Annotated in this window: 15 protein-coding genes; 13 read left to right on the forward strand and 2 right to left on the reverse strand. The window is 48.6% G+C overall.

Annotated features, from left to right (window positions below; genetic code table 11):
* Positions 1–3: 3 nt before the first annotated feature.
* The 4 genes from ACM6JA_RS15810 to ACM6JA_RS15825 all read left to right on the forward strand — a co-directional run bounded on the left by ACM6JA_RS15810 (position 4) and on the right by ACM6JA_RS15825 (position 3,494).
* On the forward strand, positions 4–603 hold the full coding sequence (locus ACM6JA_RS15810; protein ID WP_414853035.1) for a TetR/AcrR family transcriptional regulator: 600 nt from the start codon (positions 4–6) through the stop codon (positions 601–603).
* Between the two features lie 244 nt (positions 604–847).
* Positions 848–1,510: a GntR family transcriptional regulator gene (locus ACM6JA_RS15815; protein ID WP_414853036.1), complete on the forward strand. Its 663-nt coding sequence runs from the start codon at positions 848–850 to the stop codon at positions 1,508–1,510.
* An 11-nt stretch (positions 1,511–1,521) separates the two neighbouring features.
* Positions 1,522–2,859, forward strand: a complete 1,338-nt coding sequence (gene glyA, locus ACM6JA_RS15820) for a serine hydroxymethyltransferase (RefSeq protein WP_414853037.1) — start codon at positions 1,522–1,524, stop codon at positions 2,857–2,859.
* 146 nt (positions 2,860–3,005) lie between these two features.
* On the forward strand, positions 3,006–3,494 hold the full coding sequence (locus ACM6JA_RS15825; protein ID WP_414853038.1) for a MarR family winged helix-turn-helix transcriptional regulator: 489 nt from the start codon (positions 3,006–3,008) through the stop codon (positions 3,492–3,494).
* A gap of 12 nt (positions 3,495–3,506) precedes the next feature.
* Here the strand turns inward: ACM6JA_RS15825 and ACM6JA_RS15830 are convergent, their stop codons facing one another.
* Complete coding sequence (locus ACM6JA_RS15830; protein ID WP_414853039.1) at positions 3,507–4,403, reverse strand: NAD-dependent epimerase/dehydratase family protein; 897 nt, start codon at positions 4,401–4,403, stop codon at positions 3,507–3,509.
* A 189-nt stretch (positions 4,404–4,592) separates the two neighbouring features.
* Here ACM6JA_RS15830 and ACM6JA_RS15835 point away from each other — a divergent pair, with 189 nt between their 5' ends.
* The 7 genes from ACM6JA_RS15835 (at position 4,593) to ACM6JA_RS15865 (ending at position 11,795) form a co-directional block, all read left to right on the forward strand.
* Positions 4,593–5,579 carry a substrate-binding domain-containing protein gene (locus ACM6JA_RS15835; RefSeq protein WP_414853142.1) on the forward strand — a complete coding sequence of 329 codons (987 nt, stop codon included), beginning with the start codon at positions 4,593–4,595 and terminating at the stop codon, positions 5,577–5,579.
* A 64-nt stretch (positions 5,580–5,643) separates the two neighbouring features.
* Positions 5,644–6,612 (forward strand): sugar phosphate isomerase/epimerase family protein, encoded by a 969-nt coding sequence (locus tag ACM6JA_RS15840; RefSeq protein WP_414853040.1) that lies wholly within the window; start codon positions 5,644–5,646, stop codon positions 6,610–6,612.
* A gap of 11 nt (positions 6,613–6,623) precedes the next feature.
* Positions 6,624–7,682, forward strand: a complete 1,059-nt coding sequence (locus tag ACM6JA_RS15845) for a Gfo/Idh/MocA family protein (protein WP_414853041.1) — start codon at positions 6,624–6,626, stop codon at positions 7,680–7,682.
* Between the two features lie 23 nt (positions 7,683–7,705).
* A complete protein-coding gene (locus ACM6JA_RS15850) occupies positions 7,706–9,025 on the forward strand; it encodes an ABC transporter substrate-binding protein (protein ID WP_414853042.1) in 1,320 nt (439 codons plus the stop codon).
* 108 nt (positions 9,026–9,133) lie between these two features.
* Positions 9,134–10,444: a carbohydrate ABC transporter permease gene (locus ACM6JA_RS15855; protein WP_414853043.1), complete on the forward strand. Its 1,311-nt coding sequence runs from the start codon at positions 9,134–9,136 to the stop codon at positions 10,442–10,444.
* Between the two features lie 12 nt (positions 10,445–10,456).
* On the forward strand, positions 10,457–11,284 hold the full coding sequence (locus tag ACM6JA_RS15860) for a carbohydrate ABC transporter permease (protein WP_414853044.1): 828 nt from the start codon (positions 10,457–10,459) through the stop codon (positions 11,282–11,284).
* Between the two features lie 19 nt (positions 11,285–11,303).
* Entirely contained in the window at positions 11,304–11,795 is a 492-nt protein-coding gene (locus tag ACM6JA_RS15865; protein ID WP_414853045.1) for an SRPBCC family protein, read from the forward strand.
* A gap of 78 nt (positions 11,796–11,873) precedes the next feature.
* Here the strand turns inward: ACM6JA_RS15865 and ACM6JA_RS15870 are convergent, their stop codons facing one another.
* Positions 11,874–13,283, reverse strand: coding sequence for a sigma-54 interaction domain-containing protein (locus tag ACM6JA_RS15870; protein WP_414853046.1), 1,410 nt, complete (start codon positions 13,281–13,283; stop codon positions 11,874–11,876).
* A gap of 231 nt (positions 13,284–13,514) precedes the next feature.
* Here ACM6JA_RS15870 and pdhA point away from each other — a divergent pair, with 231 nt between their 5' ends.
* On the forward strand, positions 13,515–14,582 hold the full coding sequence (gene pdhA, locus ACM6JA_RS15875; RefSeq protein ID WP_414853047.1) for a pyruvate dehydrogenase (acetyl-transferring) E1 component subunit alpha: 1,068 nt from the start codon (positions 13,515–13,517) through the stop codon (positions 14,580–14,582).
* A complete protein-coding gene (locus tag ACM6JA_RS15880; protein WP_047069276.1) occupies positions 14,579–15,562 on the forward strand; it encodes an alpha-ketoacid dehydrogenase subunit beta in 984 nt (327 codons plus the stop codon). Before pdhA ends, ACM6JA_RS15880 begins: the two co-directional genes overlap by 4 nt.
* The last annotated feature ends 12 nt before the right edge of the window (positions 15,563–15,574 follow it).

Below are 15,574 nucleotides of genomic sequence, written 5' to 3' on the forward strand. Positions count from 1 at the left end.
ACCGTGCCCCGTACCCCAGCTGAAAATGAACGTATTCGCCAAGCCGCAAAAGACAAAATCCATGCAGCCGCGATGACGCTTTTCATAAAAAAAGGCTACCACGCGACCTCAATCGACGATGTAGCCAAACAGGCCCAGATATCGAAGGGACTGCTTTACAATTATTACAAAGGCAAAGAAGAGCTTCTCGCCGCGATGGTCCAGGTACGGATCGAAGAAGTAAAAGAAGTGATGGAGGCTGCTACGAAGCTTGCAACGCCGCACGAACAGCTGCGCCATATTGTCGACGGTGCGCTTGATAACGTCTACCAGCGACCGGATGTCTATCGTTTTTACTTGAATTTGCAAACGCAGCCCGAAGATGATCGGGTACTTGCTTCTTACAGAGAGCAGTTAAATGAGGAGTCACTTAGGCAGTTTGAAGTGCAGTGCCGGATCTTCAAACAGTTAGGCGTGAAGCAGCCCAGATTGAGATCACTCTATTTTTCTTCGGCGCTCCAAGGCGCAATGCTGATGATGACGACTTATCCAGAAGGGTTTCCGGTGGAAGAGATGAAGGAGCAGATGATTCGAGAGTACTGTAGCCCTCCGGCAGGATCATAGAGTTACGTTCAATAATGAAGAGGCTATCCCATTCGTAAATGATACTGGTGGGGCAGTCTCTTTTTCTGTACGTTTGGTATAACGGCTAATAGTTCGAGGGGGGAAAATCATTCGCTTTTCAAAATCACGCACGCGGAAGAAGACTAAACAACTTTGTATGAGATACCTGCCATTCAAACCGCGACTCCTATATATCGAAATATTTGAAATTGACAGAATTAAATAAAACCAATATATTGGTTTTATGGATACAAACCTAATCAAACAAATCGAACGCCCCTCATTACGCGAACAGGTATACCAAGGCTTGAAGAAAGCTATCATCATCCTAGAGCTAAAGCCAGGACAAAGAGTCAACGACAACGAACTGGCGGCTTTATTTGGCGTGAGTCGAACACCTGTGAGAGAAGCGCTCAAACGGTTGGAGGACGAAGGGCTTATTGAATCTGTTCCCGGCTCTCTAACACGGGTGTCACCCTTACTTGAAAAGGAGGCGAAGAACGCTTTTCCTGTTGTTGCAGCCTTGCACGGGTTGGCAGCACGATTGGCGATGCCATCTGAATCGGAGGTCATCCGTAGTCTGGAGCAGTGGAATGAAAAGCTGCAGGTCGCACTCGAACAACAAGATGTGATCAAAGCGATTGAAGCAGATGATGGCTTTCACGACGTGATCCTCGAGGCTGCGGGGAATCGTGAAATCTACCTGGCACTTGAGCGAGTTGTACCGAAAATTCGGCGTTTGGAATTTGCTCGGTTCGGGTCCTTAGAAGGGGTGGAATCAGTAGAACAGCACCGCAGAATCATCGAAGCGATTCGAGACAACAACAGTCAGCTTGCCTCTTCTTTGATGGAAGAAAACTGGATCAACCTTGGCAGATTGCTTACGGACCATTCCAATGATGAATAGGGGGTAATGGCATGAGTACGGTTGAAATGAAGGGGGAAGTACATGATTCGCGTGTTTTGCAATGGGCGCGTTCCATTATTGAAGAGAGCCCATCCCACCGTCTGATTCAGCAAGAGATCGTGAATGCGGTAAACCGCAATGCGATTTGGCGGGGCGAGGAATGCCTGAATTTGCTCGCACCAGAAGCACCTACCACTCCTATCGTACGTCAACTGCTCGCTTCTGAGGTTGGTACTCGCGCTGCGGAAGGACATATCGGCAGCACACAGAGATGGTTCGCTGGCACGAAATATATCGATGAAATCGAAGCGTTATGTGTTGAGCTATTGAAAAAAGTATTCCACGCCAATTTTGCTGACCATCGATTGGTAGCGAGCATGATCGGGAACATGACAGTCTATGCGGCGTTAACGCAACCGGGCGATACGATTATGACGATCGCGCAACCGTTTGGGGGGCATTCCAGCAACCGGGTGGACGGGCCTGCTGGCATTCGCGGTTTGCAAATTGTCGATGTGCCAATGGACCGCGTTGAGCTTACCGTTGATCTGGACGAGTTCGCCAAAGTCGCACGGCAAGTTAGGCCAAAGCTCGTTACCCTGGGCGCGTCTATGACCTTATTTCCATTTCCTCTGAAGGAGATGGCTGAGATCGTGAAAGAATGGGGCGGGCGCATTTATTTCGATGGCGCACACCAGTTGGGGTTGATCGGTGGTGGTCAATTTCAGGATCCGTTGCGAGAAGGGGCATGTGTGATGACTGGCTCGGCTGGGAAAACGTTTAGTGGCCCACAAAGCGGCATCATCGTCTGGAAAGACCCGGAACTATCGGGACCGATTACAGATGCCATCTTCCCAGCTCTTGCCGCGACACATCAAGTCAACCGGGTAGCGGCATTAGCTGCAGCGACGGCAGAATTTTTGGCGTTTGGCAAGGAATACATGGCACAAATTGTGACGAATGCACAAGCACTGGGAAAAGCGTTCGATGAACGGGGAATTCGGGTGCTTTGCGCACACAAAGGCTATACACGTACACATCAAGTCATTCTGGACGTAAAAGAGTTTGGCGGTGGTTACGAGGTAGGCAAGCGATTGGCAGAAGCGAATATCATCACGAACAAAAATTTGATTCCAGGCGACGGACCAGAGGATTGGGACTTCCCAAGCGGTCTGCGTATCGGGACGACAGAAGTCACTCGCTTTGGCATGAAGGAACAAGAGATGGACACGATTGCAGAGCTGATTGTAAGTGTGTTGTCAGGCAAGGAAAAGCCCGAGGTGGTCCAGTCTAAGGTGATCGAATTGCGCAGATCGTTTAGCAAGATGCAGTATTGCTTTCCAGGATAGAGTAGGTAGGATAAACACCGTATGCCGGAGTTCAGACCGTGGCATACGGTGCTTTTTCGAGTCGTAATTGGACTCTCATTCTTGACAATGTCATTTCATTTCGTAAATAATCGATTGATACCATCAAAGAATGGGAGTCTAAACGGATGAGTACAGACCATACAAACGCGGATGTTACAATTGATCATACGACGAAAGAGCTGGCTCTCGTATTTGGTCAGTTAAAGCGGATCGGACATGTTTTCAGTCCTTCGAAAGACCTCCGTCAGAGCGAATTGAATTTGCTTGTTCACTTGACCTACGTAAGTCCCCCAGGCACGAACGGCATCAGAGTTTCCGAGCTAGGCAAGCAGTTGAAAATAACGTCAGCAGCTGTGACGCATGTCATTCAATCACTCGAACAGCTTGGGTTTATCACCCGTACAGTGGGACCTAAGGATCGACGCTCTATTCTCGTAGCCCCAACGAAAGAGGGCTTTGATTTTGTTGCAGCGAGAGAGCAAGAGCTGTTTAATCGTTTTCAGCAATTGTATGAGCATCTTGGTACGGATGATGCGCAGGCACTCATACGGATATTAACGAAATCAATCCGATTCCTGCATACCTATCAGGATAGCGATGAAGCACGACCATAGTTCGAAGATGGACTATGGTTTTTTATTGTTTTGATAAGAACCTTCCTCCAGCTCTTTTAGGAGCGAGTTCGCAGAGGGGCTCCATTGCAGCTGTTGTTCCGCGCGCAATCCAGATATTCTCTGGTTGATGCTCGCCCCCCAAGCGGCTGGTCCTAATGCTTTGGCCGCATCCTCATAGCTCCATGATTCCACTTTTTCTACCCCAGCTATTTTGGCTATCGAAGTCATGAGCTCTTTCGTCATGATCATTTCCTTGGAAGTTGCATTGAATAATGAGCCTGGCTGTGCTCGTAAAAAAGCGCATTCGTAAAGTCTCGCCAAATCATCAACATCGATAGTAGACCATGCCGTTTGCCCATCATCGATATAGTTGGCTGATTGAGAGAGCTTCGTCCTTTGAATCGTTGCTTGGACGAGTCCACCACCTCGACCGTATACAAGTGTAGGACGTATGACGATCGTACGAATATTGAGCTCGGCAGCTCCCAAAACTTCCTGCTCCTGGTTCGCTTTCCATTGGAGAAAAGGCAAGGGATGAAGAGGAGAGTCCTCATTCACGACATTCTCGTACGTATCGTTATAGATCAGCGTTCCACTCGTATAAATGAATGGCTTCCCTGTGCCTTCCAAACCATCCAGCATTGCCTGAACCGCTGCTATATCCAGTTTTTCCATATCAGGTGTGTGCGAGATCGCCATATGAATGACACCATCGAATTTTTTAACACTTTCTGTTAACAGTGTGGTATCCGCAAGATCTCCAACAATAGGGGTGAACCCTTGTGAGAGCAACAGCTCCGCTTTCTCTTCCGATCGAACAAGGCCAGCAACCTGATACCCCAGAGATTGAAAATGCTCGGCGACTACGGACCCGACATAACCTGTTATTCCTGTAAGGAAAACATTCATGACAAAACCTCCTTCATATGCAATTAATTTACTAACTAAATTATTTAGTAACTTTACTGCGATGTCAATGATATTTATAATTAACTGAATATTGACAAAACAAAACATGGGTGTTATTTTCACATTAGGAAAACGTTTACCCGTTACATAGAAAGTGAGTGAAGAACCATTACTGTAACCATTAAAGACATCGCACAACTCGCCAACGTTTCCATCGCGACTGTTTCGCGCGTGCTGAACAATTCCAAGCCAGTCCGTCCAGAGCTGCGAGAAAGAGTCTTGAGAATCGTGCATGAGACGGGCTTTCAACCGAATGCGATTGCCAGGAGCTTGGTTAGCAAGGAAACCCGCATCATCGGGGTGATGATTCCCGATATCTCCAACAATTTTTACTCCAATCTCATTTATGGAATCGACAGCGTCATTAGCGAGTACGACTACAGCATGTTCTTGGCGATATCCGATGAAGTGGTGGACAAAGAGCTGAAGTACTTGCGACTGTTCAAAGAAAAACAAATCGACGGTGTCATTATCGCGAGTATTCACTTCCTGGAGGGCAATATCCAGACGCTGCAAGAGATTCAAGTTCCTCTTGTTGTTACCGGCCACGATTTGCCCGGCTATCAGATTCCGACTGTCAACGTCAACAATGTGCAAGCCTCCTATGATGCTACTGCCTATCTCATCTCGCAAGGCCATACAAAAATCGCGTGTATATCTGGGCCATTGTGGGACCCGCCGTGTGGTCTGGATCGCATGGGCGGTTACCGAAAAGCCATGCGGGCACATGATTTGCCCATCCATGAAGGATTCGTCGTGGAAGGAGAATTTACAGCCAAGAGCGGTTACGAAGCCATGCGCCGTATTTGTGAGGAAAAAATTCGTCCGACAGCCGTATTTGTCGCCACAGACCTGATGGCGGTTGGCGTCCTCAATTACTTGTACGACCATGGCATTCGTGTACCAGAAGACATCTCCGTCATGGGCTTCGACAATTTGGAGCTCGCCTCCCTTTCCCGCCCCATGCTCACAACCGTGCACAATGACCCGTTCATGTACGGAAAAGCCGCAGCAGAGCAGCTACTTAGACAAATCCGCAATGAACCTGTAGAGAGAATGAGCACTGTGCCACACCATCTCGTGATTCGCCAAACTGTAAGCGCTTTACTGGAGTGAGGCAACAAGTCTTACCATATAGAAGAAGCAAACAAGTTTACGCATTCAAAAGGGGTGAAGAGATATGAAGCTTGGCGTATTTACCGTTCTTTTTAGCGAGAAGTCGTTCGAGGAAATGCTGGATCATGTGAAGGCAGCAGGTTTAGAGGCGGTGGAAATCGGCACAGGCTGCTATCCGGGCAATGCGCACTGCAATCTGGATGAGCTGTTGGAAAGTCCGGAAAAAAGACGAGCGTACAAAAAGGCAGTAGAGGATCGGGGATTGATAATCAGCGCGCTTAGTTGTCACGGTAACCCGTTGACACCAGAGAAAAGCTTTGCGCAGCAATCCCACGATACGTTTGTGAAAACGGTACAGCTGGCCGAGCTGCTGGAGGTGCCAGTGGTCAATTGCTTTTCTGGCACGGCAGGCGACCACGACGGAGCGAAGTACCCGAGCTGGCCCGTTGCTCCTTGGCCCAATGAGTATCGCGACGTGCTCCATTGGCAATGGAACGAGAAGCTCATCCCGTACTGGCGCGAATGGACCGCTTATGCGACTGAGCATCATGTCAAGGTTGCGCTGGAACTACATGGCGGCTTTCTCGTCCACACACCAGGGACGCTGCTAAAGCTGCGGGAACAGGTAGGCGAGGGAATCGGGGCAAACTTCGATCCAAGTCACATGTGGTGGCAAGGGATTGATCCGGTAGCTGCGATCAAAATCTTGGGCAAAGAAAAAGCCATCTATCATTTCCATGCCAAAGACACGTATATTGACCAGGAAAAAGTGAACATGTACGGGCTGACGGATATGAATTCCTACGCCAATCTACATGAACGTGCGTGGTATTTCCGAACCGTAGGCTATGGGCATCCGCAGCAGACGTGGGCGGATATGATGAGTGCACTGCGTATGAATGGATACGATTATGTGGTGAGCATTGAGCACGAGGACGCCATCATGTCAATTGAGGAAGGCTTTTTGCGCGCTGTTCAAAACCTGGAGCAAGTCATCTTGCGAGAACCAGTCCAAAATCTATGGTGGGTGTAGGAGGGGAGAAAATGACGAATGGACGCAAATGGAAAATCGGAATCATCGGTGCAGGGGGGATTACAGAAGCTCACTTGGAGGCGATCAAGGAAGAACCGCGAGCAGAGGTAGTTGCCATTGCCGATATTTCCGCAGAAATGGCTTCCTATCGTGCGAAACGGCATGACATTCCGCAAGTTTTCACTGATTACGAGACGATGCTACAAGAGTCTGATCCAGACGCGATCATTGTTTGTGTCCCGAACTACTTGCACGCTGAAGTAACCAAAAGTGCGCTCGCAGCAGGCAAACACTTGCTGTGCGAAAAGCCGATGGCGATGAATGCCCAGGAAGCAGAAGAAATGATCGAAGCCGCGAAGAAAGCAGACAAAATCCTCATGGTAGCCCAAAACAACCGATTCCGGAGCGATTCCCTGCAAGTCAAAACATGGCTGAAGGAAGGAAAGCTGGGAAATATTTATCACGCCAAAACCGGTTGGGTCAGACGTAACGGGATTCCAGGCTGGGGGAGCTGGTTTACGCAAAAAGAATGGGCAGGCGGCGGTCCGTTGATTGACATTGGGGTACATATGCTCGATTTGACCTTATGGCTCTTGGACCATCCAAAGCCAGTATCCGTCCTCGGGCAAACGTACGCGCAATTCGGACCTCACAAACGTGGCTTATCAGAGTGGGGAAAGATCGATGATAGCGGGAAGTTTGACGTGGAAGATATGGCAGTGGCGATGATCACCTTTGAGAACGGATTGTCTCTTACGCTCGATGCAAGCTGGGCTTCTCACATCGCAGAGGAAAACGTTTTCCTTCAACTGTATGGACAAGAGGGCGGGGCATCCCTTCGTTTATTGGATAACCAGTTCACGCTTTACCACGAATGGAACGGCGTATCTGCCTCGACAGAATTAACACCAAAACCTCAAAAAGAACGCGTACTCTTATTCCGTAATTTCATCGACGCCATCGAAGGGAAGGCAGAGATTCTCTGCACACCGGAACAAGCCTTGTATATTAACAGATTGATCGAAGCCATCTACACATCCGCACAAAAAGGTGAAGCAGTCCGTTTCTAACATGAGCATAGGGGGTTACTTAGATGAAAGTTGCGAAAAGACTTACATCCGTTGGACTTACCTTATTAATGGCCATCTCATTGGCAGCATGTTCTTCCACACCTCAGCAAGCCTCTACAGATACAACCCCATCCGCACCCAAAACAGAGCCAGCACAGCCCACAGACGAAAAAATCAAGCTTGTCTACGCACGCGGAAAAGACGCGACGGATTCCACCAAAAAGCTCGTGGAAGCTTTCCAAAAAGCCCATCCGAATATCGAAGTAGAAATCCGTGAGATGCCTGCTGATTCCGGGCAGAGTCATGATCAATACGTCACCATGTTCAGTGCGCAATCGTCCGAGATCGACGTGTTTGACCTCGATGTCATTTGGCCGGCTGAATTCGCACAAGCAGGTTATCTCCTGCCGCTCGACCGCCTGATGGAGCAAGATGGAATCGAAACCGGAAAATACATCAAAGGGGCCATGGATGCCGGGAACTTTGGCGGCCAGCAATGGACTATGCCCAAGTTTATCGACGCGGGTCTATTGTTCTACCGCAAAGATCTCGTATCCGAAGCTCCAAAGACGTGGGATGACTTGATTGCCCAAGCAAAAGCAACGAAAGGTAAGGGCGGCACGAAGTTCGGCTACTTGATGCAAGCCAAGCAATATGAAGGATTGGTTTGTAACTTTGTCGAGTTCAGTGCATCGTACGGTGGAAAAATTTTAGATGAACAAGGCAAAGTAGCGGTCAACAATCCAGCTACGATCAAAGGGTTGAAAAAAATGATCGAGGTCGTCAAATCTGATTTCGTCCCAACGAATATCACCACATTTATGGAGCCGGAATCACATACGGCCTTCCTCGAGGGGCAGGCACCTTTTATCCGCAACTGGCCGTACCAGTTCGCGATGGCTCAGGATCAGGCCCAGTCCAAAATCGTCGATCAAGTCGCGATCGCTCCACTGCCAGCAGGCGATGCGGGCTCCGCAGCAGCACTCGGCGGTTGGATGGGTGGAATCAACAAGTTTTCTAAGCACCCGAAAGAAGCATGGGAATTCCTCAAATTCATGACAGGTCCAGAAGGGCAGGAAATTTCAGCGGTAGAAGGTGGGCTCGCCCCAACCTACCTGCCAGCTTACGATGATGCTGATGTTCAAAAATCCAGTCCGTTGTTCGCGAACAAAGATTTCGTCGATGGCGTAAGCGCTGCTGTATCTCGTCCAACGACTCCGATCTATCCAAAAATCTCGGAAGTGATCCAAATCGAAGTATCGAAAGCGCTCGCAGGGCAGCAAACAGCCGAGAAAGCGGTGCAAAACATGGAAACGCAGATGAACGACCTAATGAAAAAATAAGCGGCAACAAGTGGGGCTTCCAAGGGGGGCTAACCGGCTTCCTTGGAAGTTGCCCAACGATCTGGCAAGCACAACCAAGCTTCTAGCGGGAAGGAAGGTGGTGAACGGATGAATCGATCAACCAAAATGTCTCTCTCAGAAAAACAGATGGGGTATTTGCTGATTTTTCCTGCACTGCTCATCATACTTGTTATCGCGATTTGGCCTGTCACGCGATCCTTTTGGATCAGTCTACACGATATCCGGTTGAACGACCCGACGAAATCAGAGATTCACTCTTCATACGGACTAGATATGGAGCGCTACGTCAGCACGTTACCCAATCTGCTCCGGTATGTGAAGAGGGAGGTGGACTCTGCAGAAGGGTCATCAAAGGAAAAATTGAACGCGCTCCAAGCGCAAATCGAACAAATGAACACTTCCCTCAACCAAACAGGCGAGATCGCGAGCAGATACCAAATGATCGACCAGCTATTGCTGGACTTTAAACCAGTCCCCACAGAACTCAAATATGTGAGTCTCTCGAACGAACAAACAGACTCAATCAAAACCAGCTTGGCAGAAGTCAGAGCGGTCCTTTTACAAATGAGTGAACAAAAGCTGCTTTCGAAGCCAGAGGGTGCTCTAGGCGTGATCCAAGGCATTGAAGCTTCAATTATCGAGCCCAACTTTGTTGGCTTTGCCTACTACAAGAAGTTTTTAACGGACGCTCGGATGTGGGGGGCTCTGTACAATACGGCGTTTTTTACCGTTATCTCCGTTGCCATTGAATTGGTGCTCGGCATATTGATTGCACTGTTGATCAATCGACCTTTTCGTGGAAGGAGTCTTGTTCGAGCAACCGTGTTAATACCGTGGGCGATTCCGACTGTGATCTCCGCGATGATGTGGAAGTTTTTGTACGACGGGCAAAATGGCATCGTTGCCTATCTTTTTGAGCAGGCAGGGCTGATCTCAGATATGGGGATGCTCCTGACGACAAAGGCTGGAGCCATGTTTTCCGTCATTTTGGCAGATGTGTGGAAGACAACGCCGTTCATGGCTTTGCTCATATTCGCAGGCCTGCAAACGATCCCGCAAAGCTTGTATGAAGCAGCTTCTGTGGACGGTGCCACCCGCACCCAGCAATTTTTTCGTATTACGCTTCCGATGCTGAAATCAACCATTCTGGTGGCGTTATTGTTCCGTACACTTGATGCATTCCGCGTATTTGATTTGATTTACACGCTGACTGGTGGGGCACCCGGCAACTCGACTGAGACCATTTCCATCTACGCGTATAAAACGATGTTTGCTCAGATGAGCTTCGGGGAAGGCTCTGCGCTTGCAGTCATTGTCTTTTTATGTGTGGCGTTGATCTCCATCGGCTATGTCAAAATATTGGGAGCTGATCTGCTGAGTGATGGCAGTGGCAAATAAGGAGGTGATTGGATGCGCAAACATACGGGTCCCTTGTTTTATGTGGGTCTACTGCTATTCGTTTTTCTTGTGATGTTCCCGTTTTTATGGATTTTCCTCGCAGCATTGAAGCCACCAGCGGAGCTGTTTGGAGAGCGAGCCTTTCATTTTATCATCCAAAATCCTTCTTTTGACAACTTTGTCCGCGTCTTCACAGAAAGACCGTTTGCCCGTTACTTGTGGAATTCAACTGTCGTGGCGACGTTAACTACTCTCTACTCCATTACGATCGCTTCCTTTGCTGCATATGCGATTGCCTGGCTGTCCTTTCGGGGAAAGACGATTATTTTGGGTGTTGTACTGGCTGTGTCCATGTTTCCGCAGATCGCTACCATTTCACCTATTTTTATGTTCATGCAATCGATGGGCTTAACGAACAGCTACATAGGCCTGATCATTCCTTATACAACTTTTGCGCTGCCGCTTGCGATCTGGAATCTGACCATCTTTTTCCGCAAAATACCGAGTGATTTGGGTGAAGCAGCCAAAGTAGACGGCGCGAGCATTTGGCAAACGATGACCAAGGTATTTTTCCCACTCGCCATGCCTGGAGTTTTTACGACGGCCATCCTCGTTTTTATAGCAGCGTGGAATGAATTTTTGTTCGCCTTGACGTTGAATACACAGGAAGCGATGAAGACTGTGCCTGTGGGAATCGTCATGTTTCAAGGAATGTTTACAATCCCGTGGGGAGAAATATCTGCTGCCTCCATCATAGTGACGATCCCACTCGTAGTGATGGTATTGATTTTCCAGAAGCGGATTATCTCAGGATTGACTTCTGGGGCAGTAAAAGAATAAAAGGGAGTCATTCTATCATTTGTCCAACAAGTGTGATTGTGATACGGTGGAAGCAGCAATCAGAAAGAGAGTTGACGGACGCATGAATAATCTTACAAAATTTCAGATTAACAGGCCTGCTCATGAAGTGTTCGAAGCTTTCGTGGACCCGGCGAAAATCGGCAACTTCTGGTTTTCTTCCAGCACGGCAAGGTGGGAAGAAGGGAAGAACATTACGTTATTCTACGATATTTACAACGCAGAAGTAGGGATTACCGTTCACGAAATCGAAGTGAATAAACGAATCCTTTTTCAGTGGGCTGGAGAAGAAAATACCGTAACGATTACGTTAAACGAGTTAGATAAAGCCACGACGATCATTGAAGTGAACGAAGAAGGCTTTCAAGAAAGTGATCCTGCGCTCCTTCAAAAAATAGTCGACAATAAAGAAGGCTGGGTTTACGTATTAAGCTGTTTGAAGGGGTATCTGGAGCACGGGATCAACACATTAAGAGAAGGGCTTGTGAGATAGCCCCTGGATGTTTGCGAGACCATAGTCTGAAATAACGAGAAAGCCCGAACCTAAGTGTATCGGGCTTTTACTATTGCGCTATTTAATGCCGAGGCTGCGTTTTTTTCGCACGAGCGTGGATATGTTCACTTGCAGCTTATCCGCACACTGCTGCATGGTGTCTGTCTCTTTTAAGAGTCTTTGGATATACGCACGTTCAAACCGTTCAACTGCTTCTTTTAGCGGCAACAGCTCATCCATTTTGGCGAGGTGGAGCGGCAGGGCTGTCTGCTGAGTATTGCGAATCGACGCCGGCAACTGATCAAATGTAATTCGCCCATTTTCACACATGTGGAAAGAACGTTCCACCACATTTTTCAGCTCGCGAGTATTCCCTGGCCAATCATAATCCATCAGTGCCTCCAACGCATCTGTTTCGATGCGCATCTCTTGCTGGTACTTCCATTCGAGCTTTTTCAAATAGTAGAAAATGAGAGCGGGAATATCCTCGCGGCGCTCACGTAAGGGTGGAATGGTGAGGGCTAGTACGTTTAGCCGGTAGAACAGATCCTGCCGAAACCGTTTTTGTTCGACCATCGCTTCCAAGTCGCTATTGGTGGCAGCGATGATTCGCATGTTAACCTGACGCGATGTTTTTCCCCCGAGTCTGCGAATCCGTCCATCCTGCAACACATTCAAGAGCTTCACCTGTAAAGGAAAAGGGAGGTCTCCAATCTCATCGAGAAAAATGGTTCCTCGATCCGCCAGCTCAAACAATCCCTCCTTTGATTGACTTGCCCCCGTAAAAGCGCCTTTCTCATAGCCAAACAATTCGGACTCGAGTAAATGCTCGGGAATTGCCCCACAGTTAATCTTAATGAATTCCCCTGTACGTCCGCTTTGGGCGTGAATGTAGTTCGCCATGACATCCTTACCGACACCAGACTCTCCTAGCAAAAGGACAGGGGAGTCGTTGGTCGCGAAGCGCTTGGCGAGTGAAGCTATTCGATGCATGAGCCCACTGCGATAAATGATCTGCTCGTCAAAGTCACCATCGGTTTGGATATGCTCCAAAGCCCTTTGATACGCTGAACTGATTTGACGTGTTTCCTCCAGCTCCTTCTGAAGCTGATTCAGCTCTGTGACGTCACGCACATTTCCCACCACAAACAATAATTCCTTGTTTGGATCGAGCAGCGGGGTAGCCGTATTGATCGCTTGCCGACCGTTCGCATAATCGATCACGACACTATGCGTTTGTTTTGTCAAAATCGTACGTACAGCAGAAGAGTCGGGAACAAGATGCATTTCTTTTTGCTCCATAAAGCTAAAATTGTTCAAGATGTCGGCGGGAACTCCCGTGATGTTCAAGTACGCCTCATTATAGAGCAGGACGTAGCCGTTACGGTCACAGATCGCCAATCCATCGTGGGACGTACTGAAGATGGTCGTCAGCAATTTTGCAAGTTCATGATTGTCACTGGTCTGGAAATACTTGGTTTGATACATCGAAGTCCTCCTCAGCAGGCTTGTAAACGGAATAATCAGAATCAATCATCCGTGCGCAATCATGCATATGCAAAAATGATCATTTTCGAATCGTTTTGTTGTGAAATCGCTTTCAAATGATTGGCATGCTATTTGCTTATCTATAGGGACGAAAGCAGAAGCAAGACGATCAGAATCATATTATCGAAAGACACCGCGGTGTTTTTCATTGAAAAAGAGAGGGATGTTTCCATGTCTTCATTATATCAGGTATTGAGTCCAACGGGTGAGCTGGTAGGCGATCTCAAGGGGCTATTGGACGAGGCGACGATGATCAAGATGTATGAAAATATGGTGCTCGTTCGCCAGTTTGACCGCAAGTCGATTAACCTGCAGCGACAAGGAAGAATGGGCACGTATGCTCCCTTTGAAGGGCAGGAAGCTTCACAAGTAGGCAGCGCGATGGCATTAACACCTGGAGATTGGCTTTTCCCAACCTATCGAGACCATGCGGCAGCGATCGTCCATGGTCAATCCATGGCACAGGTGTTCCTTTATTGGATGGGCCACATGGAAGGGAGTATCAGCCCGAAACATTTGAACATCATGCCGCCATGTGTACCGATCGCGACTCAAATGGTCCATGCGGTAGGGACTGCTTGGGCGAGCAAGCTGCAAAACGAAAAGCATGTCAGTATCGCCTACTTTGGTGACGGGGCAAGCTCAGAAGGCGATTTTCATGAGGCATTGAATTTTGCAGGCGTGTTTCAAACACCGACCATCTTCTTCTGTCAAAACAACGGCTTCGCGATCAGTGTTCCGTTTTCACAGCAATCTGCATCAAAAACGATTGCACAACGGTCGGCTGCTTATGACATCCCTGGGGTTCGAATAGACGGCAATGATATCTTCGCTGTTTGGCTGACCATGAAAGAAGCTATGCAACGTGGGTTAGAAGGTAAGGGACCGACATTAATTGAAGCCGTCACATTCCGCTATGGTGCACACACAACCGCAGATGATCCGAAGAAATACCGGGATCAAGAGAGTTTGTCTGAGGAATGGCGCCAAGAACGCGATCCACTCCAAAGGTTACGTGTGTATCTGGAGAATCAAGGGTTGTGGAATGAAACGAAGGAAGCAGAGCTGGTTGCACGGGTGAATGAACAGATCGACGCAGCTCTTGTCGAAGCAGAGAGCTCTCCGAAGTCCAAACCGGAAGACATGTTTAAGCACGTCTACGCTGAACCATCGTGGATGGCAACCGAACAGGAGAGCGAGCTCGTCAAGCCATCGAAGCAGGAGGGAATCCCAGCATGAAACGCAAACTGACGATGATTCAAGCAATCACGGAGGCAATGGATCAAAAATTGGCAGATGATTCACGCGTGATGCTGCTCGGCGAGGATATCGGCGTGAATGGTGGTGTGTTCCGGGCGACGGAAGATTTGATTCACAAGTACGGCCCGGACCGTGTAGTGGACACGCCGCTAGCTGAGGCGGGAATAATCGGGGCGGCAATCGGTCTTGCCATGAACGGGAAAATTCCTGTGGTCGAGATTCAATTCCTTGCCTTTATTTATCCGGGCTTCGAACAAATTGTTTCTCATGCTGCACGTATGCGCTATCGGACTCGCGGACAGTATCATGTACCCATGGTCATACGCACGCCGTACGGGGCAGGGATTCGCGGTCCTGAGCTGCATTCGGAGAGTGTCGAAACGTTTTTTGCCCATGTCCCGGGCTTAAAGGTTGTGGCACCAAGCACACCTTATGATGCAAAAGGCTTGCTGATTGCAGCAATGGAAGATCCTGACCCGGTCATTTTTTTGGAGCCGACCAAGCTCTATCGCGCATTTAAACAAGAGGTTCCGGAAGAAATGTATCGTGTGCCCATCGGAAAAGCGAAGGTCGTCCAGGAAGGCTCGGATGTATCCATTTTTGCTTGGGGAGCGATGCTTCGTGTCGCAGAGGATGCTGCGAAACAGATCGAGCGCGAAAACGGCTTGAGCTGTGAAGTCATTGATTTGCGCACGCTCTATCCATTGGATCGGGATACGATCATAGCCTCGGTCAAAAAGACGGGACGTGCAGTTGTCGTACACGAAGCGCATAAGACTGCTGGGTTGGGTGCAGAGATCATCTCCATAATCAATGATGAAGCATTGATCTACATGAAGGCTCCCGTGAAACGGATTACCGGATTTGACGTGCCTGTCCCGCAATTCAGCATCGAGGATGACTATTTGCCAACGGCTGAACGCGTGAAGGACGGAATTATGGAAACGGCTACGTTTTAAGAGAAGGAGCGA

The organism is Brevibacillus sp. IT-7CA2, from assembly GCF_949767855.1.
Classification (GTDB): domain Bacteria; phylum Bacillota; class Bacilli; order Brevibacillales; family Brevibacillaceae; genus Brevibacillus.